Here is a 23,892-nt window from a genome sequence, read left to right as displayed (position 1 = left end):
AGGGTTTTCTCTAGTTACATGCGACAGTCACGATTTTCTCGATGAAACATGGGAGCACCGCACCGCGAAATAAGCCTGCACAGGCAAAAGCGAATGGTCACTAAAGCGCATGGATATTCCGCGCTGCGATTTTCAATGCAATTTGAAGCGTAAAATTTCGCGCCATCGAATTAGATGCTCTATAAAACGGCGCCTCAAGGCGCCGTTTTTATCCGCACGCAGTTTTGTCCACACAGCGCCTTCGCATCGCAAATGGTCCACGGATGCATCAACACTTTCGCGATGCAACGGCCACGAACTGACGCATGGCTTACAAACAGTTGCGCACAACATCCAATTCATGCGCGACATCATTCCTGATGCTGCCGTTTACGGTCAATCAAGCCACTTTTTCAGAAAAATCGCGAAATTGGCACTCGATTTCTCATACCACCTTCGGTATTTGGCTATGTGTGCACGACGCTTCGTTGCGAAGTGCACGACCGGCGCGAAGCCAACGAATGAAATTGCGATGCTTTTCTGGTTCGCAACGAGACACGTCTCGGTTATTCGCGTCACCTGGCTACATGCAGGGCAAATGGTGTTCATCCAACCCCGATGAACCAAGCGCATGAATTCCCTCACTCATGCAGCTTGGCGGGAATGTTCTGGTACAGGCGAGGAAAAGCCTGCAGGCGCTGGGTCCACTCATAATGAAAAAGGGGATTAAAACGTGAATTTGCAGCATCAAAACATCGCATGGGCAATACGCACCGCTTTGGCCCTGGGAGGCGGCGTACTGGCAACAGTCGCCACCGCACAAACCACCACACCGCCAGCGGCAACCAGTCAGCTGCCACAAGACAACACACCGTCGCCATCGAACGCGACACCACAGCAGAGCAGTACAAAGACCTTGCAAACCGTTACCGTCACCGGCTCGTTGATTCGCAGCGTGGACGTGGAATCGGCGCAGCCGGTTACCGAAATCACGCATGAAGCGCTGCAGCAACAAGGCTTCGTCAGCATCGGGCAGATCCTGCAGAACGTTTCTTCGGTGGGTTCTCCCGGCACCAGCAATCAAAGCTCGCTGGGCAATATCGTAGGTAACTACGCCAGTTTGCGTGGCCTGGGCGCGCCGCGCACGCTGATCCTGGTCGACGGCGAGCGCTACACCACCGATATCTTCGGGCAAACGGACCTCAGCACGATCCCGAGCTCGCTGATCGACAGCGTGGAAATCCTGCAGGATGGCGCTTCGTCGATTTACGGCTCGGACGCGATTGCTGGCGTGATCAACCTCCACACCAGGAATGTGGATGGCCTGTACCTGGACACCTACAACAGCACCTATGCGCCGGGTAACTTCGGCAAGCAGAACCAGTTCAGCCTGACCGGCGGCCACAAATTCTCCCGTGGCTCGTTCACCTTCAACATGTCGATTCAGAACCAGAATCAGATCATGGCGCCACAGACGTGGCTCAGCAAATACGGTTACGGCAGTTTTCCGCAGTATCCGCAGTCCGTACAGCCGTCTGATTACGGCACGATTGTGAATGTCATCCCTCCGCTTGGCGTAACGGCTCCCAACCTGCCCTTTCCGCTTACGGTGAATGCGGGCCAGAACGGCATGAACATCGCCAACTATCACACCAATACGTTTGGTGTGGTTTATCCCACTCCCTATTTCACCAACGACTACGCCAATCAGGCAGCGTACGAAACGTTTGTTCCGAACAATCGTCTGAAGTCGTACACGCTGAAGGGTGATTACAAGATCACCGACAATATCAAGGCCGTGTTTACCGGCACCTATAACAGCAACAATGCCACCGACTACACCGGCGGCTATCCGCTGAGTCAGCAGACGCCAGCCAACGGTGCAAACCTGGCCAAAGCACTCGGCCTGCCTGCGGGTAGCCTCCCCGCCACATGGTTCCCGGTGCTTTCACCGAACGCCTACTACAACCCGCTTCCGGGTGACGGCGTGCAGTTCTCGCTACCGCTTTTTGAACCCAACCGCGTGGTGACAAACAACATCAAACAGTACGGGTTCCGTGCGGGCCTGGAAGGCGATTTCTCACTGGGCGAGAGAGAATTCAACTGGAACGTGGGCTACAGCGACTATCGCTACATCGAGGACTCGGGCGGCCCAGGCAATTTGAATATGGTGCATTTGTACAACGCGATCGGCCCTTCTTTCCTGGGAACGGATGGCGTCGTACATTGCGGTACGCCGGGTAACGTTATCGCAGGCTGTGTACCGCTCAACCCGTTCTCAGGCTCGGGGGGTCTGACACCGGCAGAGATCAATTATCTCAACTACAGCTATTTCACTCACGCCTGGAGCCAGACGCGGAACGTCGAGGCCAATGTGAGCGGCGACATGTTCACGCTGCCGAAGTTGATGGGCGAAGGTGACGTGACGTTCGCCGTAGGCGCCGATCACCGCGATGTCTCCGGTGGCGTAACGCCAGACCTCTATACGCAGGAAGGCATCAACACGAACCTGCAGCAGAATCCCGGCAAAGGCTCCTACGGCATCAACGAAGCCTATGCCGAAATCAACATACCCTTGCTCAAGGACCTGCCTGGTGCGCAGCTCTTCAATATCGACGTGTCACACCGCTTCTCGCGCTACACCAACTTCGGCACTACCAATAACAACTCCTACAAGATCTCCTACAAGCCAATCAACGACCTGCTGATCCGCGCCAGCTACGGCACCGGTTTCCGCGCGCCGTCGATCTCTGACTTGTACGGCGGCACGATGCAGAGCTTTACGGCCTACACCGATCCATGCGACGTCAACTACGGTCTAACGGGAAACTCAGTTGTAGCGCAGCGCTGCCTCAACGGCTTTGCCGGTCTGCCCGGCGTCGGCCCAGGCTTCACACAGCTCCAGACGACCGGCGTACCGGTTACCGGCCCCAACGGTAACAGCACCACCCCGTACTACACCGGCGCCAATGCGGCCTTGAAGCCGGAAACTTCCAAGAGTTACACCGCCGGCATCGTCTACAGCCCGAGTTGGCTGAGCGGACTCAACCTCACGTTGGACGCGTATCGTATCCGCGTCGATAACATCATCACGCTGCCGTCCGCCACCAGCATTTTGAACAACTGCTATCTGCTGGGTGAAACACAGCAGTGCACGCAGTTCCAGCGCTCATCCACCAATGGCCAGGTCATCAATTTGCTGCAAGCCCTGGTTAACGAGGGCTTTGTGGATGAACGCGGTGCCGATGTGTCGTTGAGCTATCTGTTCCCCGACACACCCGTCGGCAAGTTCAAGATCGATACCACGGGTACTTACATCGATTCCTTGAAGGAACAAGCGGTGACCGGCGGCCAGGTGGTCGGTTGGAATGTGGGCGCGTACGATTCGATCCTCGGCCCGGTGTGGCGTTTCCGCGATGTCACCAACATCAACTGGTCGTGGGGCAACTTCGGCGCAACATGGACCGTTCGCTACTTCTCGTCACTGAAGGAGCCCTGCCGCGGGAATAACACCAGCCAGCAAATGTACTTCCCGTGCAATGAACCCAACGCTTTCGTGCAGGGCTCGATCGGCGCGTATCGCCAGGGTGCGCTGGCCTTCAACGACTTGCAGTTCAGCTGGAAGGCTCCGTGGCACAGCCAGATTTCCGTCGGCGCCACCAACCTTCTCAACCGCCACGCCCCGCTTAGCTATAACGGCGTGCAAAACGTGATTGGGCCGTTGGGTCCGACCGGTACGGACGGCTTTACGCAGTATGCGTACAACCCGCAGTACGACTTCGGCCGCGTGGTGTATTTGAAGTACGACCAGAAGTTGTTTTAAGAGCAATGACACCCCTCCTCCCGTCACATAGGGAGGAGGGGTGATTGCGCGAGAGTCTGCGTAGATTGGAGCGCAAACCCCAACATGCATTAGGTCTCACGCACAAGCACACTCTGTCGACTACCTTTTCGTTCCCGCCTACGCAAACGCCACATGGCCCAGCGTTCGCTGAGACAGGAGAAAATCACATACAGCGCCGGAGTGCTGAGCAACGTCAGGCTCTGCGAAATCAGCAAGCCGCCGATCAATGCAATACCGAGCGGTCGACGCAGGTCGGAACCTTCACCAAGCCCGATCGCGATCGGCAGTGCTGCGAGAATCGCCACCATCGTGGTCATCATGATCGGCCGGAAACGCACCAGGCTCGCCTCGCGCGCAGCTTCAAGCGGCGTCTTGCCATGTTCGCGCTGCGCAACCAATGCGAAGTCGATCATCATGATCGCGTTCTTTTTCACGATGCCAATCAACAACACCAGCGCGATCTGCGCGATCACCGATAGATCCGTATTGGTGAACCACAGCGCCAGCAGCGCACCCACGCCAGCGGCAGGTAGTGTGGAAAGAATCGTGACGGGATGGATCAGGCTCTCGTAGAGGATGCCCAGCACGATATAGACGACAAGGATCGCACCGAAGATCAGCAACAAGCCGCCGCTCTGCGTTTGCTGGAAGCGACGGAAATCGCCGCCAATATCGAGCTTGATGTCACCCGGCATGCGCATATTGTTCGCCGTAGCCTGCACGATCTGCAGTGCTTCACCCATGCTTATGCCTGGCGCGAGGTTGAAGCTCAGGCTCATGGTGGTGTACTGGTTCATGTGCGTGACCTGGGTCGGCGCCAGGCCCGGCACTTGGCGCGCGAAAGCAGATAGCCTCACCATCTTGCCGCTGCTGGAACGCACCAGGATGTCGTCGATCGAGCGCGGTGTGGATGTCTGACCCGGCAGCGCATTCACCACCACCTTGTACTGGTTGAGGTCGGCGTAGATGTTGCTGACCTGACGCTGGCCAAAGGAATCGTAGATCGCCGAATCGATCGTGCCGACGCTGACCTCCAGCCGTGATGCCTTGTCGCGATCGATCACGATGTTTTGTTGCAAGCCGGCGTCATCCAGATCGCTACCCACGTCGCGCAACTTGGGATTCTTGCGTAATTCGTCGACCAGCTTGGGCAACCATTCGCTCAACGTAGCCGCGTTGTCGCCTTGCAACGACATCTGGTATTGCGCGCCCTGGCTGGTGCCGCCACCACCGAAGCTGGGCAGATCCTGGATCGCACGCAGGCGTACATTGAGGTCGGGATATTGCGCCGCTTTCTTGCTGAGCCGTGTCAATGCCGTGAAGGTGTCGTCCTTGCGGCCTTGCGCATGCGTCTTGAGTTCGATGTCGAACGTACCTGCCGTACCTGTGCGCGTGCTGCCCAGGCGCGAACCGACCACGGCGACGTCACGGTCGCGCAGCAGCATGTCGATCAGGCGCTGCTGGCGGCTGACCGCATCCTGGAAGGAGACCGTGGCACCGGAGGTAGCACGGCCGCGAATCAGGCCGGTGTCCTGCATAGGAAACAGGCTGGTCTTGATCTGGCCCGACATGACGATCACCAGCGTTATACCGATCAGTATCAGCGGCGTGAGCGACAGCAACAACGCGTGACGCAGCGAGAAATCCAGCGAGGCTTCGTAGAGCTTGAGCATGCCTTCGTGCATGCGATCGATCGCCCGACCGAGTCGCGATTCCGTTTGCTTAGTGGGGTGCCCACGCAGGAAGAGACCGCAAAGCGATGGCGTAAGCGTAAGCGAGACCAGCGCGGACACGACGATGGCGCCAACCAGCGTCAGCGTGAACTCCTGGAAGAACATGCCCACGATGCCCTGCATGAACAGCAGCGGGATGAACACCGCCACCAGCGACGCAGTAATGGAAACGATGGTGAAGCCGATCTCGCGCGCACCTTTCAGCGCTGCCTCCATGCGCGTCATGCCCTGGTCGATGTGACGCACGACGTTTTCGATCACCACGATGGCGTCATCCACCACGAAGCCGATCGCAATCACGGCGGCGAGCAGCGTGAGATTGTTCAACGTGAAGCCCGCCGCATACATGACGACGGCTGCACCAGCCAGCGACAGCGGCACGGCGGTGGCAGCGATCAACGTCGGCGCCAGCCGGCGCAGAAACAGCGCCATCACCAGCACGACCATCGCGAGGCTGATCAGCAGCGTCGCCTGCACTTCGTGCAGCGATGCGCGAATGGTCGGCGTGCCGTCGAAGTACGGCGTCAGTGTGGTGCCGGGTTGCAGATAATTGCGCAGCAATGGCACTTCCGCTTTCACGCGGTCGGTGACATCGATGATGTTGGCATTCGATTGTCGGTACACATACATCAACACCGCCGGCTTGCCCTGGAACCATGCGGCCTGATACGCATCCTGCTGGCCGTCGTACACCCGGGCGACATCCTTCAAGCGCACCGGCACGCCCTTGCCGCTGGTCGAAATGACCAAACTGGAAAAATCGGCGGCCGTATGCAGGGCATCGTTGGCCTCCACCGCCATGGTGGTCTTGCCATTGGAAAGAAAGCCTTTCGGCTGGAACACGTTGGCGGCCGTCAGTGCATTGCGCAATTGATCGGGAGAAAGCCCCATCGCATTGAGTGCGCGCAGATTGACGTCGATGCGCACAGCCGGTGTAGCGGCGCCAAGGATATCCACCTCCGACACCCCGGGCAGCTGACGCAATCGCTGCGCAAGCAGCGAGTCCGACACGTCATAGAGATCACGCGCGGACTGCGTTTCGGAGGTCAGCGCAAAGGCGATGATCGGGTCGTCGTTGGGATTGGCTTTTTCGTAGCTGGGCGGGCTGTTGAGACCAGTAGGCAGATCCGGCTGCGCCGCATTGATCGCAGCCTGCACATCGCGCGCCGCGTCGTCGATGTTGCGGCTACCGTCGAATATCAGGAACACCAAGGTGCTGCCCAATGAACTCACCGAGCGCATGGTGTCGATGCCTGGAATTTGCCCCAGATGGCGTTCCAGCGGCGCCGCCACCGTGGTTGCCATGTTATCCGCGCTCGCGCCGGCTTGATTGGCACTGACGAAGATCACTGGGAACTGCATGTTCGGCAAGGCGGCGATGCCAAGCAGCGAATAGCAGATGGCACCGATCACGAACACACCCATCGCCAGCAGGGAGGTACCGATAGGGCGACGGATGAAGGGAGCGGAGATATTCATGCTTGAAACAACGTGCAGCGGGCTGAAAGGTTGATGCCCTCACTCTCCCTTCCCCGTTTACCAGCTGGCTCACGGGCAAGAGGAGGTGAAAGCGAAAAGCGCATTACCTAAACTGCATCACGCGCAGCGTGACGCAGGGCCCGCTGCTCCCTGCGTGCCTGCAGCCACTCCGAGAACCGCTCCATGTACAGGTAGATCACCGGCGTGGTGTACAGCGTCACCAGCTGCGAAAGCAGCAAGCCGCCGACGATGGAGACACCCAGCGGACGACGCAATTCCGAACCGATGCCGTTGCCCAACGCCAACGGCAAGGCGCCGAGCATGGCGGCGGCGGTGGTCATCATGATCGGGCGGAAACGCAGCAGGCACGCACGACGAATCGCTTCGCGCGGCGTCATGCCGGTGCGCTGCGCCTCGATCGCGAAGTCGATCATCATGATCGCGTTCTTCTTCACGATACCGATCAGCAGCACGATACCGACGATGCCATCCACCGACAGGCTCATGTTGCACAGTATCAGCGCCAACAAGGCACCGACGCCTGCTGGCGGCAGCGTGGAGATGATTGTGATGGGATGGATGTAGCTCTCGTACAACACACCCAGCACGATGTAGATCACGATGATCGACGCAAGCAGCAGCAGTGCTTCGTTGCCCAGCGAGGATGAAAACTCCGCCGCCTTGCCGATGAATTGCCCGCGCACTTGCGGCGGGAAGTTGAGCTGCTGCTCCACTTGATGAATCGCCTCGACGGCTTCGGAGAGCGAATAGCCCGGCGCCAGGTTGAACGAGACCGTCACCGCTGGCAGTTGCTGCTGATGGCTGATCACCAGCGGCGCGGTGGTCACTTCCGCATTCACCAGCGAAGCCAGTGGAATGGTGCCGCCGCTGCCGAGAATGATGCCGGTGTTGGCCGTGGCGATGCCGGTGGTCGTGGACGAATTGCTCGATGCCGCCTGGCCGAACGTCGTGGCATTGCTGCCGGTGAGCGCACCGCTGCCGTTGCTCTTCACGGTGAGCTGGTTGAGCAGCGACGTGCTGGTGCGGAACTGCGGCTCTACCTCCAGCACCACGCGATACTGATTCAACTGCGTGAAGATGGTGGAGATCTGGCGCTGACCGAATGAGTCATACAGCGTGTCGTCGATGGTCTGCACCGGCACGCCCAGCGTGCTGGCCTTGTCACGATCGATGGTGAGTTTCAGCGCCGTGCCCTGGTCGGCGAGATTGTTATCCACGTCCGCCAGTTCAGGACGCTGGCGCAGCGCCTGGGTCATCTTCGTGGCGGCGTCGGCCAACTCTGGCGAACTCACGTCCGACATCGAGTATTGATACTCGGTGGCCGCCACGCGCGTATCCAGCGTCACGTCCTGCACGGGTTTCAAATACAGCGCCACGCCAGGAATGTTGGCCGCATCGTTCTGCAAGCTTGCCACCACGTCATCCAGGCTGCTGCGCTTGCTGCGATCCTTCAGCACAATGCTGATCTGGCCCTGGTTGAGCGTGGGATTGACCGAACCGGCACCGATGAACGCCGCTACTCCCGCCACGTTCGGGTTCTTCTGCAGCGCATCCGCCACGGCTTTGGTGCGTTGTTCCATCTGCGGAAACGCGACGTTCTGATCGGCTTGCACTACGCCGGTAATCAGGCCGGTGTCCTGCTCGGGCAGCAAGCCCTTCGGAATCGCGATGTAGAGGAACACCGTTACCGCGACAGCCGAGAAGGCCACGACAATCATCAGGCGCTGATGATTGAGCACCCAATCCAAGGTGCTTTCATACAACCCAACCGTGCGCGCCCACACCGTGCGTTTGCCGGCGGCCAGATGACGTTCGTGGGCATCCTCGCCTTCGGGCAGTGCATCGGGCTTGAGCAGATACGCGCACATCATCGGCGTCAGCGTCAGCGACACCAGCATGGAGATCACCACCGCCGTGGCGAGCACCCAGGCGAACTCATGGAACAGGCGGCCGGTAACGCCCGGCATCAGCAGCAGCGGCAGGAACACCGCGATCAGCGACACGGTCAGCGACAACACGGTGAAGCCGATTTCCTTCGCACCGACCTCCGCCGCTTCCTTGCCGTCCTTGCCCTGCTCGATGTAGCGCACGATGTTTTCGATCATCACGATCGCATCGTCCACCACGAAGCCGGTGGCCACCGTCAGCGCCATCAGCGAGAGGTTGTCCAGCGACATGCCGGCAAACGCCATCACGCCGAAGGTGCCCAGCAACGACAACGGCACCGCCACCGATGGAATCACCGTCGCCCACAAACGGCGCAGGAACACGAAGATCACTGCCACCACCAGCGCGATAGTGAGCAGCAGGGTGAACTGCACGTCTTCCACCGACGCGCGGATGGTGATGGTGCGGTCGGCGAATACATCCAGATGCACGTCCGCCGGCAGCACGCTGCGCAGCTGCGGCATGATGTCGCGGATGTGCTGCACTGTCTGCACGATGTTCGCGCCGGGCTGGCGGCGAATATCCAGCAGCACCGCCGGCTTGCCATTGGCCCACGCGGCAAGCTGGTCGTTCTCCACGCCATCAACCACCTTCGCTACGTCGGACAGGCGTACCGGTGCGTTGGTGGTGCTCTTGTAGGAAATGATGGTGTTCTTGTACTCGGCCGCCGTTTCGAGCTGATCGTTGGTGGAAATGGTGTACGACTGCGTGGCGCCGTTGAGCGTGCCCTTGGGCGCGTTCACGTTGGCCTGGGTGAGCGCGCTGCGCACGTCTTCCATGGTGAGGCCGAGATTGGCCAATTGCGCCGGATTCACCTGGATGCGCACGGCCGGGCGCACGTTGCCGGCGATCGACACCAGGCCCACGCCCTGCACCTGCGAGAGTTTTTGCGCGAGGATCGAATCCGCCAGGTTGTTCACATAACGCAGCTCGCGGCTGTCGGAAGTGAGCATCAGCGTCATGATCGGCGCGTCGGCCGGGTTCACGCGGTTGTACACCGGCGGATACGGCAGCGTGGTGGGCAGCGTGCCGCGCGCCTGGTTGATCATCGCCTGCACGTCCTGCGCGGCGATGTCGATATCGCGGTCCATGTTGAACTGCAGCACGATGGTGGACAGGCCCGCCGATGAATCGGACGTCATCATGTCCAGGCCGGAAATCTGGCCGAGCTGGCGTTCCAGCGGGGTCGTCACCAGCGAAGCCATGGTCGCAGCGCTTGCCCCCGGATACGTGGTGGTAACCACCAGGCTAGGGGCTTCGATTTCCGGCAACGCGGACACGGGCAGCTGGCGATAGCCGAGCACGCCGAGCAGCATCACCGCCACCATGAGCAGCGAGGTGGCGATGGGGCGGCGGATGAAGAGGGTAGAGAATCCCATGGGGAGTACCGTTTAAATGTGAGCCGTGCTCTCGTCCATGGAGAGCCCCGTCATAACTCCCTCTGCCTCATCTTTGATCACTAATGCTTTGATCACTAATGGGGCAGAGGGATAAGTGTTGGCATCAGCCAGCACTGGCGCTACGCCCACCTTGCTTGCCTTTCTTGCCATCCGAAGCCACCGGCGCCGGCGGCACTTCGCCAGGCTTGAGCGCATTCACTTTGCTGCCAGGCTTCAGGCGGAACTGGCCTTCCGTAACCACCTGATCGCCCTCGGCCAGACCGGTGCTAACCATCACATGGCTGTCGCCCACTTCGCTGGCCACTTTCACCGGCTGCATCGCAACGGTTTTATCCGATTGCAGCTTGTAGACGAAATCGCCGTCTGGACCACGCTGCACCGCCTGTGCCGGAATCACCAGGCCGCCGGAGACGGTGTTCACGCGCAGCCGCACGTTCACAAACTGGCCTGGCCACAGCGCGCTCTTGGGATTGTCGAAAATCGCGCGCAGCTTGAACGTGCCGGTGCCGGTGTCGATCTGGTTGTCGACCACCTGCAAGCCGCCCGTGGTATCGAGCGGATGCGCATCGGCGCGGTCCAGCGCGATCACTTCGAGCTTGTTCACGCCACCCTGGAACGAGTCGCGCACGGCTTCGAGATTCTGCTCAGGCAGGTTGAAGATCACGTAGACCGGCTGGATCTGCGTAAGTGTCACGATCGCCGTGCTGGTGGTCACCACGTTGCCCGGATCGACCTGGCGAATGCCGGCTACGCCGTCGATCGGCGAAATGATCTTGGTGAAGTCGAGCTGCACTTTGGTCGAGCGCACATTCGCCTCGTCCGCCACCACCGTCGCCTTGAGTTGGTTGACGTTGTTGCGATACGTATCGATGTTCAACGCAGCGACGTAACCGCTGGCGACCAGCTTCTGGTTGCGGTCCAGCGTGCTGATGGCGGTAGCCAGCGCGGCTTCATCCTGCTTCTGTTTCGCCACCGCCTGATCGTAGGCGGCCTGGTAGGTGCGCGGATCGATCTGGGCGATCACATCGCCCTTCTTCACCGTCTGACCTTCCTTGAAGTTGATCGTCCACAGCTGGCCGCCGACCTGCGGATTCACCGTTACGGTATTGAGTGCCGTTACCGTACCTAGCGCAGTCAGATACACGGGCACGTTCTGCCTGACGGTAGGCTCCACCGTTACCGGCACAGGTGCATTGTCCTTGTCCTGGCCGTCAGCGCCCGGCGGGCCGCCGTTCTGGCTGGCCTTGGCATGGTGACTGCCGGTACCCGGTGCTTCTCCTGGTTTGTGCATCAAGCGGAAGGCGACCCCGCCCACCACCAGCACGGCGACCACGATCAACGCGATCTTCCAAAAACGCGACATGTGAAACTCCTGGAATGAACGGCGGAACCACCCGACTCCGCCTGTGCAGACGACGCACTCTTGCTTATAGCTTGCGAACAAGCATAGGGGCTGCTGAACGACCTTGGACAATGCCAGTTGACACAGGTGCCTTATGACCGATGGCACGGTCCGGGGCGCTAAGCGTAGCAAGCAGGCATGACCGTACGCCTGCAGGCACCCGCTTATCTACTCTACTGAAGAATACGGACAAATCACCGCGGTGTGCGGCCGACAATCTGGCGAGACGGTGGCTTAAGGGCCCTCTGATCTATTCCACGCACCCGTCACCGCACTGTATGCGCGCAGCAATTTGTCGCAGCGGCGAAGGCAGACTGGCTGTCTGTCTAGACGCTGGGGCGAATTGCTGCGCGCATACAGTGCGGCCCCACAGGTTGAATATCGATGACGGGGTGACGTCCAGAAGGCCCGCAGGCTGTGCCACGCGGCTTGAACAGACGGCCAGTCTGCTCTGCGCCACGCAACACACCCTGCGGGCCTTCTGGACGTCATGCCGGGTACGTGGAATAGATCAGAGGGCCCTTAACTTATCGAAGGCTTCGTCTATACTCCGAGCCTTATTGTCCATGGCAGCCGTACGGTTCGCTGCGGCACGGTCGCCAGGGGCGCCAAGGTACGTCACGGGGGGAACGTGGCGGCTTTCCAGATTAATCATTCGATGACTGGAGTACTTGTGTGAGCGGTTCCATGAGCAAATCCGACCAGAGCTTCCTTCATCAGTTCTCGCTGCTTATCGCCGGTCTCGGTGTACTGACCCTGGTCCTGATCTTTACCGCCTGGACGATCTACGAGCACGAACCCAAGGAAACCGATCCGGGCACCGCGAAACAACTCTCCGCCAGTCTCGCTCCCAACGGCGCCGTCTACGCCGGCAACACCGGCCGCGCCGCCATGCTGGCCGCACAGGACGCCGCTGCCAAAGCCGCCGCCGCGCAAGTCGCCTATGGCGGCACCACCGACGGCAAGACCATCTACGACAACCTCTGCCACAGCTGCCATACCGCCGGCGTGGCGGGCGCGCCCGTGCTGGGCAACAAGTCGATGTGGGCACCTCGCATCGCGGAAGGCCTGGATACGCTGATCAAGCACGCCACCGACGGCTACAAGGGTCCGGATGGCAATTTCATGCCGGCGAAGGGCGGCAATCCTTCGCTGAACGACGCGCAGGTGAAAGCGGCGGTGACGTGGATCGTGGATCAGGCGAAATAATTTTCGATCCCGCTCTGCATGCAACGCCGCCTTCGGGCGGCGTTTTGTTTTAGCCCTCTCCCTATCGATAGAAGCGCGCTCATCATCAAGCGCATGTAGAAAACGCGCATCAAGCCGGGCAGCTATCATTACTGCATGACATCCGCTGCCCCTTCCTCCGACCCGTCCGCCTTCCCGGACCAACTCACCGAGTTCACTTTGCAAGGCCCCGTCGGCCCACTCGAGGCCATTAGCGACGTGGCTGAACATCCCTGTGCCCGTCGCGGCATTGCAGTGATCTGCCATCCCAACTCCAAGGATGGCGGCACCATGCGCAATAAAGTGGTGACCATGCTCGAACGCAGCCTGCGCGAATGCGGCCTGGACACGTTGCGCTTCAATTTCCGCAGCGCCGGGGAATCCGCCGGCGAGTACGACAACGGCAAAGGCGAAAGCGACGATCTTGCTGCCGTGATCGCGTGGGTGCGGGAGGTCCGTCCTGACGACGTGCTCTGGCTGGCCGGATTTTCCTTCGGCAGTTACGTGACGTTGCGCAACGCCGTGAAGCTGAAAGCTGAGGCGCTGATCAGCATCGCGCCGCCGGTGGGCCGCTGGTCTCTCGAAACACTCGCACTACCCACCTGCCCGTGGCTGGTGGTGATGGGTGAGGAAGACGAGGTGGTTGAACCACAAGCCGTGTTCGACTGGATCGACAGCCTCGAACATCCGCCGGAACTGGTGCGCATGCCGGAGACCGGGCATTTCTTCCATCGTCGTTTAATGGATCTGCGCGGAGCGGTGAAACATTGGATGCAGGATTATTTGCCGCCTGCGCGCGAGTGATGTGCCAGCTCGGACGCACCGAACGCTCAGCCTGCTCCAATGGCCGTCATTCCCGCGAAAGCGGGAATCCATCTTGCTCCTGCAAGAAAGGCAAAAGTGGATTCCCGCTTTCGCGGGAATGACGGCAGTTGGGGTTAACAATCAACGATCACGCAAGATTGCTTCATGACCGACCTATCCCCCAGCGCGCGTTACCAGGAAGGCGTTGCTGCACATCGCTGGTCCTCCGATCCCGCGCAACTTGCTGTGCTGCCAGAATTCGATCGCATGCAAGCGGCATTGTGTACCGCACGCGAAAACGGCAACGGCCTGTTTGGCCGTCTCAAATCGCTGCTCGGCGGTGAAGAGCGCGAGGCTGTGCCTGGCCTGTACCTATGGGGCAGCGTCGGACGAGGCAAAACCTTTCTGATGGATCTGTTCGCCGCCAGCCTTCCGCACGGCGTGGCGCTGCGGCGTCACTTCCACCGTTTCATGGGCGAAGTGCACGAACACCTGCGCGAACTCGGTGCGCGGCAAGATCCGCTGGTGGAAGTGGCCGCGAGCATTGCACAACGCTGTCGTGTGCTGTGCCTGGACGAATTCCTGGTCAACGACATCGGCGACGCGATGATCCTGTCCAATCTGCTGGACGCCTTGTTCGCCCGTGGCGTCACGCTGATAACCACCTCCAACACCGCACCCGACAATCTCTATAAGGATGGACTGCAGCGCGCACGCTTCCTTCCCGCGATTGCATCCATCAAACAGCACTGCCACGTCGTGGAAATGATTTCCGCGCATGACTGGCGCCTGCGCGCACTCACGCATGCGCCGGTGTACCACACACCACCAAGTGCCGAAGCAGAACGCGCATTGCAGCGAATTTTTTCCAGCCAGGCACAGGGCGAGATCATCGAAGGCGGTGAGATCATCATCAACGATCGCCCGATTCCGGTACGCAAGCACAGAAGCAACATTCTCTGGTTCGACTTCGCTGCGCTGTGCGACGGACCACGCGCGGTCGCCGACTACATCGCGCTCGCCAAGACAGCCCCGGCGATCATCATCTCCAATGTGCCGCAATTCACTATCTACAGCGAGGACCCGGCCAAACGCTTCGTGCAACTTGTCGACGAGTTCTACGACCGACACGTAAAACTGATTCTTTCTGCCGCAGCGCCGATTACCGAGTTGTACGACGGCGAGCGACTGCGTGCTGAGTTCGGACGCACGGAATCGCGATTGATCGAGATGCAGAGCGAGGAATACCTCGCGCTGGAGCACCGTCCGTAGGTTGGGGGCAAACCCTAACCTACGCACTTCACGCCGCACTGCACCTGCTGTACGGTGCCGCTTTCCGCCTCCCCATGGATCGCCGTCATGCTGACCATCATTGCCATCGCATTGCTTGCCGGCGCGCAACCCGCCACTTCAACGGACACCTTCATCGCACGCGTACAGCGCGCGAAGATGATCGAAGCCAGCTCCACCGGCCCGGCCTATCAGAAACAGTTCTGGGCCAAGACCGGCAATCCGATGACCGATGCGTTGAAAGCCTGCCTGACCAGCAATGCACCCGCGGACAAGTCACCCTTCACGCTGGTCGCCGATATCTCACCTGACGGGCATCCGCTCAATGTGGAAGTGCGCGCGCCGACGCCTGTTGCAAAGTGCCTTGCAGGCCAGTTTTCCGCATGGACGTTTCCGGCTCCGCCAAAGTTGCCGGATACAGTGAACTACCCAATCGAAATCGACGTAAGCATGTAGATCGCCCCATCTTTCGGTAGCTCGCAGGTTGGGTGTAAATCCCAACATCGCCATCTCCATGCATCGCCACGTTGGGGTTTGCACCCCAGCCTGCCTCTTGACACGCCGCCTCAATGCCAGTAAATAATTAACTAATTCGTTAATTGCTTAATTTACTCCATGGCTCTCGACCGCGTTTTCGAAGCGCTGGCTTCGCGCCCACGGCGCGAAATACTGGCCTACCTTTCCGCACAGGAACTGACAGCGGGGGAAATCGCCGGGCGATTCGCCATGAGCGCACCCGCCGTATCGCGCCACTTGTCGATATTGGAAACCGCCGGACTGGTCAGCAGCGAACGGCGCGGTCAATACGTCTACTACCGGCTCAATAGCGACAATCTCGTCAATACGCTGACCGGCTTTGCGTTCGAAATATGCCCACATGGCAGGCCATTGAAGCGTGAATCTCGCCAGCTGCGTTCCACTAAGCGGAATGCCTGATTCAGCGCGTTTACAGGGGGATAGTCATGTCAGTTGCACAAGCTGTTTCAGGCCCTGCATTCTCACCGCCGCCTCGTACCGTGAGAAGTTTTCCATCGGTACAACTACCTTCAGCCAACAGCGGCTTACCGATCGAAGTTTCCCTGATCGGGCAACTCGGTCACGGCGCCGGTACGTCGTTGTTCGTCGGCGTGCTGGGCAGGCAGCGCACCCACGACAACTTCCGCGATGAATTGGATGAGCCTTCTGCACGTATTGGCGATACCGACTTCCTGAAAGGTGATGCTACGTCGCTCTACACCTTTACGGTGGGCGCCAATGGCCATCCATTTCACCGGCATGCCGGGCATCGTGTTTTTACCGCCGTATCCGGCAGCGGCGGCGCGCGACTGCGCTTCTCTACCGCAACTGACGCCGAGATTGCACAGGACCCGGCCAACTTCATCGCCGAGATGCGTTGCGTGGAAATTCCACCCGACTGTCTTTTCACCGTCCGGTTCGGCGGTGGGACATGGCATCAGTTCACGCCATTGCAGGAGGATTCAAGGCATCCGGCCTTGTTCGCCATTTCATGCCATACCAATGAGCTTGGCGGTGCCCTGCCCGATGATCTTAAACAGCAAGTGCTGGCGAACCAGGCTACGCTTCCGGGCTTGACGGAATTGCCGCCGTCGAGCGTCGCGGACCTTTTGCGCGTTACGTCGCTCCGGCACGTACACATCCCCACGACTGCGTTGTCGCTGGAAGCACCCGCAGGCTCGTTGCAGAGCAGGCTGTGCGGCATCGCACGCCGCGCTATCGGCAGACTCAGGGGATTCGTCGCAAGGTGGGAAAAGCGAGGCGGTTATTGGTGGAACAGCGAACCGGCCGCCATCGCGCTGACCGCGGCCCCCGATGGCTCGCTGCTTCGCCTGCAATTGAATGATGGCCCTGTCCACCACGAAGACCATTGCCTGGTCACCCTCGTCGAACCTTTACTTGCACGCCGCGGTTCGCACGCGCTGCTCGCCGGATTGCTCGAAGCATTCATGCAGAGCCCGCCGCCAAGCGTGAGCTTTCTGATGGGACTGCGCAATCTGCTGGTGAAGCCGTTAGGTCTGCGAACTTCGCCGCTTGGATGTCCTGTGTCTTCGCTGCTGTCGCCACCGAACGATCATCTATTCGCCGGACGTTTTCCGGTGCGCGAGCAGGCATCCGATCTTTTCAACACGCGCAGCCAGGTCATCCTGGGCGCCAACGACAAACATCTGCTCTTTCGCTCATGCGCGGGCGTGGTCGTTCACGGCGATCGCATCGATTTCACCCTGGGCACCCGCGTGCGCTGCACGAATGTGTTCGGGCATGTCTACATGACGTTGATCAATCGCGTTCACCAACGCTACGTCACGCCCACCTTGCTGCGACAGGCAGTCGAGCACGTACTGCGCAAGCAGCGCCTCCGTTAAGGCACGCCTGCTGCGCTACGATCCACGCACCACTCCCACGGAGTCGCCCGCATGCGCGCACCCACCGGTTCGGTCGTCGGGCTCTGTTCGGCTTCCGCCACCATGTCGGCGATGGGCATGGCCTTTCTTGGTTATTGGGGCGTGCATGAACCAACGCCCTGGAACATGCGCGACGTCGTGGTGGTGTGCCTGGCCTTCCTCAGCTTCTTCGCGCTGGGCGCAACGATCTGGATTGCCACCACGCCAGTGCCGGAGGGTGCCATCGAGCGCATCGCGCCGGCACGGCGCAGTTTTGCCGCGGGCCTGGTGCTGATGTGGCTGGGAATCATCGTCGCCATCACGCGGTAGCCAAAAAATCTCGATGAGCCGGCAAGCCGCATGGCGGCTGGACTCGTGCCGCTTATCCACTGGCTTATCCACAAATTATTGGGTTGACCGACGGGGTCGACCCCGATATGTTGTGCCTCGTCGGTCGCCATGTCGGACTATTTCGAGATGGCTAGGGAATCCGGTGCGAATCCGGAACTGCCCCGCAGCGGTAAGCGGAGACGAAAGCTCAAGTCGCACTGGCCTTTAGGGCCGGGAAGCGGGGCGAGTAGGCGGGTCGGAGCATCCTCCAACCCACATCCGCAAAGTCCGAAGACCTGCCGACACGGCATGGCCGGAGTGCCCTGTCGCCAGTGACGGCCTCCGCGGGAGAGGCGTACGCACGACGTGGAAGTCACACGTATCGGGCGCACGACCACGGCAAGCCGCCACATCAGCCCTGCGCGCGGGAGCAGGTGGTTGAGTCCAAGGAGTCTGTCCGCACGAACCGGATCTTTCCGGACCGGACCGATTCCGCAGCCCGGAGCGTCCGACATGCAGCCTATCGATACCGAATCGCGCGAGCGCACTGACGTTCGCGCGGAGTCATCCGCTTTTTCCGCCGACGCTCACGCGCCAGCCACTGCCATTCCTGAAACGATGTCCGCTACCGCCGAAGCACCTTTCACTCTGACTCCCCCGCACAACCCCGGCCAGATGCGCGTGACCAAACGCAGCGGCCGACAAGAAGTGGTCGACGTCAACAAGATCGTCCGCGCGGTCACGCGCAGCGCCGAGGGCCTGCACGGGGTCGATCCGCTGCGCGTGGCGCTGAAGACCATCGGCGGCCTGTATGACGGCGCCACCACGCAAGAACTGGATCAGCTTTCCATCCGCACCGCTGCGGCACTCACTGCAGAAGAACCCGAATACGGCCAGCTTGCCGCACGCCTGCTCGGCGCGTTCATCGACAAGGAAGTGAGCGGGCAGGAAATCCAGAGCTTCTCGCAATCCATCGCGCGCGGTGCGGAGCTGGGCATCGTCAACGCGCGTCTGCGCGATTTCGTCGCCGCGAACTCGCGCAAGCTCAACGACGCGATCGATCCGCTCGCTACGCGCCGCTTCGAATACTTCGGCTTGCGTACGGTGTATGACCGTTATCTGCTGCGTCATCCGCAGCTGCGCAAGGTGATCGAGACGCCACAGTATTTCTTCATGCGCATCGCCTGCGCACTGGGTGGCAACGATATCGGCGAAGCGTTGGATCTGTACCGCCTCTTCTCTTCGCTGGAATACATCGCCAGCTCACCGACGCTGTTCAACGCGGGCACCTCGCATGAGCAACTGAGTTCCTGCTTCCTGCTGGATTCGCCGCTGGATTCGCTGGAATCGATCTATGAGAAGTACGGCGACGTGGCCAAACTCAGCAAGTTCGCCGGCGGCATTGGCCTGGCCTACTCGCGCGTGCGTTCGCGCGGCTCGTTGATCAAAGGCACCAATGGCCATTCCAACGGCCTGGTGCCGTGGTTGAAGACGCTGGATGCCTCCGTCGCCGCCGTGAATCAGGGCGGCAAGCGTAAAGGTGCAGCTTGCGTGTACCTGGAGCCGTGGCATGCGGACATCGAGGAGTTCCTCGAACTGCGCGACAACACGGGCGACGAAGCGCGCCGCACGCACAACCTCAACCTGGCCAACTGGATTCCCGACGAATTCATGCGCCGCGTGGAGCACGACGGCAACTGGTCGCTATTCGATCCAAAGGTCGTGCCGCACTTTGTCGACACGTGGGGCGAAACGTTCGAGCGCGCGTATCACCAGGCGGAAGCCGAAGGCTTGGCCGTGAAAACGGTGAAGGCACGTGAATTGTATGCACGCATGCTGCGCACGCTGGCGCAGACCGGCAACGGCTGGATGACCTTCAAGGATCGCAGCAACGCCACGAGCAATCAGACGGCCAAAACCGAGAACGTCATCCATCTCTCGAATCTGTGCACTGAGATCCTGGAAGTCACCAGCGCCGGCGAAACGGCGGTGTGCAATCTGGGTTCGATCAATCTTGCCCGTCACGTTGTCGATGGCGCCTTCGATTTCGCCAAACTCGCCACCACCGTGCGCACGGCAGTACGTCAGCTCGATCGCGTGATCGATCTGAACTTCTATCCGATCGACACCGCCGCCACCGCCAACCGCAAGTGGCGCCCGGTAGGCTTGGGCGTGATGGGCTTGCAAGATGTGTTCTTCAAACTGCGCCTGCCGTTCGATTCGGCCGAAGCGCTCGAGCTATCCACGCGCATCGCCGAAGAGATTTATTACAACGCGTTAGCGCAATCGAACGCGTTGGCTGAGCAACATGGCGCGCATCCGGGCTTTGACGAAAGCCGCGCGGCAAATGGCGAACTTCAATTCGATTACTGGCCGAATGCGAAACAGCACGACATCGCGCGTTGGGATGCGCTGCGCGAAGCCATCAAGGCGAAGGGCTTGCGTAACTCCCTGCTGATTGCGATCGCACCCACCGCGACGATCGCCTCCATCGCCGGTTGCTATGAGTGCATCGAGCCGCAGGTCAGCAACCTGTTCAAGCGCGAAACGCTGTCCGGCGACTTCCTGGTGGTGAATCGCCATCTGGTAGATGAGCTGAAATCGCTGGGCCTGTGGACATCTGAAGTCCGCGACGCGATCAAGCTGGCGGAAGGTTCGATCCAGGGTATTGCGGCGATCCCGGAACGCCTGCGCTTGATCTATCGCACCGTGTGGGAGCTGCCGCAGAAGGGGCTGATCGATCTTGCTGCTGCACGCGGTGCTTATATTGATCAGAGTCAGTCGCTGAATCTGTTCATGGAGAATCCGAACATCGGGCAGCTGAGTTCGATGTACATGTATGCATGGAAGTCGGGCGTGAAGACCACCTACTACTTGCGTTCGCGGCCGGCGACGAAGATCGCGAAGACGACGGTGACGGCCGCTGTTTCCGCAACACCTGCACCTGACGCACAGGAAGTGGCCACCGCTGCCGTGTTCTGCTCCTTGGAAAACCCAGAGTACTGCGAGGCTTGCCAGTAACCTCACACCCGTCATTCCAGCTTTCGCTGGGACGGCGGCAAAGAAACAAATCAGCCGCAGATTTCTAGGTAAAGATCGCGCCAGTACGGATTGGATTTCTCGACGAGCTCGATTTTCCAGGCTCGCTTCCATGCTTTGATCGCCTTTTCTCGGCCAATCGCAGACTCCATCAAGTCATGCAATTCAAACCAAACCAGATCATGCACACTGTAGCGTTCGGTAAAACCTTCGGCGATGCTCTGCTTGTGTTGCCAGACACGACCCGGCAAGTCCGACGTAACACCGATGTACAACGTCGCATTTCGTCGATTGGCAAGAATATAAACACATGGTTGTCGTTCACGCATAAAAGTCATCCGCTCGATCTCTGCTCGAGCTTGCCCGATCACACCAGCCCGCACGATCGTCATCCCAGCGAAAGCTGGGATCCAGAGCCTTTCACCGACGCAAATCATCGGCACAACGGAAGTCACTGGATTCCAGCTTTCGCTGGAATGACGGCCTAAGCAACCCTCCGAGGCTCTCATGTCCCCCCAACCCCAACACATCCTCGACCCCGGCTTCGAACTCACCCTGCGCCCCATGCGCTACCCCGAGTTCTACGAGATGTACCGCAACGCGATCAAGAACACCTGGACCGTCGAGGAAGTGGATTTCTCGCTCGATGTCACTGATCTGAAGTCGAAGATGACGGACGCGGATCGCCACCTGATCCATCGCCTGGTTGCCTTCTTCGCCACCGGCGACACCATCGTGGCGAACAATCTGGTGCTGAACCTTTACCAGCACATCAATGCACCGGAAGCGCGCATGTACTTGTCGCGACAGCTGTTCGAGGAAGCGCTGCATGTGCAGTTTTACCTCACGCTGCTCGACACCTATATCCCTGATCCGAACGAACGCAACAAAGCCTTTGCGGCGATCGAGAACATTCCTTCGATCCAGCAGAAGGGTGCGTTCTGCTTCAAGTGGATCGACTCCGTCCAGAACCTGCAAAGGCTGGAAACGCGCGAGCAGCGCCGGCAGTTCCTGCTGAATCTGATCTGCTTCGCCGCATGCATCGAGGGCTTGTTCTTCTTCGCCGCGTTCGCCTACGTGTACTTCTTGCGTTCACGCGGCCTTCTGCACGGCCTGGCCTCGGGTACCAACTGGGTATTCCGTGATGAATCGGGGCACATGGCGTTTGCTTTCGACGTAGTGCGCACCGTGCGCGCGCAGGAGCCCGATCTGTTCGACGAGGACATGCGCGCACAGATCGAGCAGATGCTGGAAGAAGCCATCGCCTGCGAAACGCAGTTCGCCGAGGACGTGCTTTCCGGCGGTGTGGCCGGCCTGTCGGTGAAGGACATGCGCCAGTATTTGGAATACTGCGCCGACCAGCGCCTGGTTCAGCTCGATCTGCCGAAGAAATACGGTGCGAAGAACCCATTCGACTTCATGGATCTGCAGGACGTGCAGGAAGTCACCAATTTCTTCGAGCGCCGCGTGTCGGCGTACCAGGTGGGCGTGGAAGGCGAGGTTGCCTTCGACATGTCGTTCTAACGGATAATCGGCGGCATGGACTCGCCACACATCGTTCTGACTGACACACCTGACTCCGTCGATTTGGCGATAATCCGACGCGAACTCGATCAATTCAACCGCACAGCAAGCGGGATCGACGATCAGCGACCGATTGCATTGCTGGTTAAGGATCCGATTGCACACGAAGTATTGGGTGGTCTGTATGGCCGCACCTCGCGCGGAGTGCTTTTTATCGACGTATTTTTTCTACCCGAATCCATGCGCGGCGCCGGGCTGGGTAGCAAGCTGCTGCAAATGGCCGAGGAGGAAGGTCGCCGACGCGGCTGCCACATCGGCCTGCTGCACACTAACAGTTTCCAGGCGCCCGGCTTTTATCGAAAATATGGTTGGCGCGAATACGGCTGCTTCCCAAGCGATCCGCCCGGCAATAGCCGTATTTTCTTCACCAAAGAACTGATGCCCACGATCTGAGCGCACGCCTTTGTGGTTCGAGGGACAGTCCGCACATGATTGGCTATGCTACCGCGACCTATCGACTGGTAGCCACGAATGACACCACGCAGATTTCTGGCCAAGGTTTTCCGTCGCATTGCCTATGAAATCGATCACTCCCTGTTCGAACAGGCAACCCTACCCGTTTCGAATGCTGCACCATCGTTGCCCCAAAACTTCGATCCCTATGACGTTCCGCTACGGGATAACAAACTTTCCGGTTGGTTCAACGAAGCAACACATGAGCTGTATCCTGGCTTCCCGATCGGTCCACACGATTTCGTCGCGGATATCGGATGCGGGAGGGGTACGCATGCCCGCTTCTGCGCGGACCACGGTGCGCACGTCATCCTTGTGGATGCGGATAAAGCATCACTGGATGCAGCCCGCGCACTTTGGGAGGCGAATGACCCACACGTAGAATCTTATTGCCAGAGGGCCACACCATTTCCTATTGCCGACGATCGCTGCACACGCGTCATCTGTAACGAAGTGCTAGAGCATGTCGAGGACACTTCGTTGTTCATGGCCGAATTGGCACGTATTGGTGCGCCGGGCGCACGCTACCTAATCTGTGTACCCGCACCCTTCAGCGAGGGCGTGCAAAAACACATAGCTCACCCGTCTTACTTCGAGCATCCTAATCACATTCGGATTATCGAACCGGAAGCATTTCAGCGAATGGTGGCAGATGCCGGTTTGGTGATCGACACCGTTTCCAGCCATGGCGCATATTGGGCCATCTGGTGGTGGCTGTGGTGGTGCGATCCACAACCCAGCCTCACCCCTCGTCATCCAGTGCTTGATCATCTGGCCTTTGCCTGGGGCAGTTTGCTGGAAAGCCAAAACGGGCTACTTATCAAGAAAGCACTGGATCGCTGCTTGCCTAAGAGTCAGATTATCGTGGCGCACAAACCATGATCTTGGAGTGCCACTGGGCTCCTTCTCTTCACAATCTGAATATCAAGACGCCCAGAGCCTGAAACCCCGGGCGCTTACA

At 59.6% G+C, this 23,892-nt stretch carries 17 protein-coding genes and 1 riboswitch; of the genes, 13 read left to right on the top strand and 4 right to left on the bottom strand.

Features of this window, described 5'->3' with window-relative positions; translation table 11 throughout:
• The first annotated feature begins 109 nt into the window (after positions 1-109).
• Positions 110-601 carry a hypothetical protein gene (locus tag QQJ86_RS13960; RefSeq protein ID WP_284321567.1) on the top strand — a complete coding sequence of 164 codons (492 nt, stop codon included), beginning with the start codon at positions 110-112 and terminating at the stop codon, positions 599-601.
• A gap of 111 nt (positions 602-712) precedes the next feature.
• Positions 713-3,802, top strand: coding sequence for a TonB-dependent receptor plug domain-containing protein (locus tag QQJ86_RS13955; RefSeq protein WP_284321566.1), 3,090 nt, complete (start codon positions 713-715; stop codon positions 3,800-3,802).
• Positions 3,803-3,891: 89 nt separating this feature from the next.
• Here the strand turns inward: QQJ86_RS13955 and QQJ86_RS13950 are convergent, their stop codons facing one another.
• The 3 genes from QQJ86_RS13950 to QQJ86_RS13940 form a co-directional block, all read right to left on the bottom strand.
• Positions 3,892-7,035, bottom strand: a complete 3,144-nt coding sequence (locus tag QQJ86_RS13950) for an efflux RND transporter permease subunit (RefSeq protein WP_284321565.1) — start codon at positions 7,033-7,035, stop codon at positions 3,892-3,894.
• Positions 7,036-7,142: 107 nt separating this feature from the next.
• Entirely contained in the window at positions 7,143-10,382 is a 3,240-nt protein-coding gene (locus tag QQJ86_RS13945; RefSeq protein ID WP_284321564.1) for an efflux RND transporter permease subunit, read from the bottom strand.
• A gap of 124 nt (positions 10,383-10,506) precedes the next feature.
• Positions 10,507-11,766 carry an efflux RND transporter periplasmic adaptor subunit gene (locus QQJ86_RS13940; RefSeq protein ID WP_284321563.1) on the bottom strand — a complete coding sequence of 420 codons (1,260 nt, stop codon included), beginning with the start codon at positions 11,764-11,766 and terminating at the stop codon, positions 10,507-10,509.
• Positions 11,767-12,492: 726 nt separating this feature from the next.
• On the opposite strand from QQJ86_RS13940, the gene QQJ86_RS13935 reads away from it, so the two are divergent.
• The 8 genes from QQJ86_RS13935 (at position 12,493) to QQJ86_RS13900 (ending at position 20,876) form a co-directional block, all read left to right on the top strand.
• On the top strand, positions 12,493-13,014 hold the full coding sequence (locus tag QQJ86_RS13935) for a c-type cytochrome (RefSeq protein WP_284321562.1): 522 nt from the start codon (positions 12,493-12,495) through the stop codon (positions 13,012-13,014).
• Between the two features lie 135 nt (positions 13,015-13,149).
• The gene (locus tag QQJ86_RS13930; RefSeq protein WP_284321561.1) at positions 13,150-13,836 is read left to right on the top strand and encodes an alpha/beta hydrolase; all 687 of its coding nucleotides are present in this window, start codon (positions 13,150-13,152) and stop codon (positions 13,834-13,836) included.
• 165 nt (positions 13,837-14,001) lie between these two features.
• Positions 14,002-15,108 carry a cell division protein ZapE gene (gene zapE, locus QQJ86_RS13925; protein ID WP_284321560.1) on the top strand — a complete coding sequence of 369 codons (1,107 nt, stop codon included), beginning with the start codon at positions 14,002-14,004 and terminating at the stop codon, positions 15,106-15,108.
• Positions 15,109-15,195: 87 nt separating this feature from the next.
• A complete protein-coding gene (locus tag QQJ86_RS13920) occupies positions 15,196-15,582 on the top strand; it encodes a peptidase C13 (protein WP_284321559.1) in 387 nt (128 codons plus the stop codon).
• A 159-nt stretch (positions 15,583-15,741) separates the two neighbouring features.
• The gene (locus QQJ86_RS13915) at positions 15,742-16,062 is read left to right on the top strand and encodes a metalloregulator ArsR/SmtB family transcription factor (RefSeq protein WP_284321558.1); all 321 of its coding nucleotides are present in this window, start codon (positions 15,742-15,744) and stop codon (positions 16,060-16,062) included.
• Positions 16,063-16,088: 26 nt separating this feature from the next.
• Positions 16,089-17,507, top strand: a complete 1,419-nt coding sequence (locus QQJ86_RS13910) for a DUF2867 domain-containing protein (protein WP_284321557.1) — start codon at positions 16,089-16,091, stop codon at positions 17,505-17,507.
• 51 nt (positions 17,508-17,558) lie between these two features.
• Positions 17,559-17,855 carry a hypothetical protein gene (locus tag QQJ86_RS13905; RefSeq protein WP_284321556.1) on the top strand — a complete coding sequence of 99 codons (297 nt, stop codon included), beginning with the start codon at positions 17,559-17,561 and terminating at the stop codon, positions 17,853-17,855.
• 104 nt (positions 17,856-17,959) lie between these two features.
• A riboswitch (cobalamin riboswitch) is annotated at positions 17,960-18,173 on the top strand.
• Positions 18,174-18,368: 195 nt separating this feature from the next.
• Positions 18,369-20,876 carry a ribonucleoside-diphosphate reductase subunit alpha gene (locus tag QQJ86_RS13900; protein ID WP_423372853.1) on the top strand — a complete coding sequence of 836 codons (2,508 nt, stop codon included), beginning with the start codon at positions 18,369-18,371 and terminating at the stop codon, positions 20,874-20,876.
• Between the two features lie 50 nt (positions 20,877-20,926).
• Here QQJ86_RS13900 and QQJ86_RS13895 read toward each other — a convergent pair whose 3' ends face one another.
• Positions 20,927-21,223 (bottom strand): GIY-YIG nuclease family protein, encoded by a 297-nt coding sequence (locus QQJ86_RS13895; RefSeq protein ID WP_284321707.1) that lies wholly within the window; start codon positions 21,221-21,223, stop codon positions 20,927-20,929.
• Between the two features lie 178 nt (positions 21,224-21,401).
• On the opposite strand from QQJ86_RS13895, the gene QQJ86_RS13890 reads away from it, so the two are divergent.
• The 3 genes from QQJ86_RS13890 to QQJ86_RS13880 all read left to right on the top strand — a co-directional run bounded on the left by QQJ86_RS13890 (position 21,402) and on the right by QQJ86_RS13880 (position 23,813).
• Positions 21,402-22,418, top strand: coding sequence for a ribonucleotide-diphosphate reductase subunit beta (locus tag QQJ86_RS13890; RefSeq protein WP_284321555.1), 1,017 nt, complete (start codon positions 21,402-21,404; stop codon positions 22,416-22,418).
• Positions 22,419-22,433: 15 nt separating this feature from the next.
• Positions 22,434-22,871, top strand: a complete 438-nt coding sequence (locus tag QQJ86_RS13885; protein WP_284321554.1) for a GNAT family N-acetyltransferase — start codon at positions 22,434-22,436, stop codon at positions 22,869-22,871.
• 78 nt (positions 22,872-22,949) lie between these two features.
• A complete protein-coding gene (locus tag QQJ86_RS13880; RefSeq protein WP_284321553.1) occupies positions 22,950-23,813 on the top strand; it encodes a class I SAM-dependent methyltransferase in 864 nt (287 codons plus the stop codon).
• Positions 23,814-23,892 lie beyond the last annotated feature (79 nt).

The organism is Dyella acidisoli (assembly GCF_030160295.1).
In the GTDB taxonomy this organism is placed as follows: Bacteria; Pseudomonadota; Gammaproteobacteria; order Xanthomonadales; family Rhodanobacteraceae; genus Dyella_B; species Dyella_B acidisoli.
Note: the sequence above shows the minus strand (reverse complement) of the source record. Positions and strands in the feature narration are given on the sequence as shown.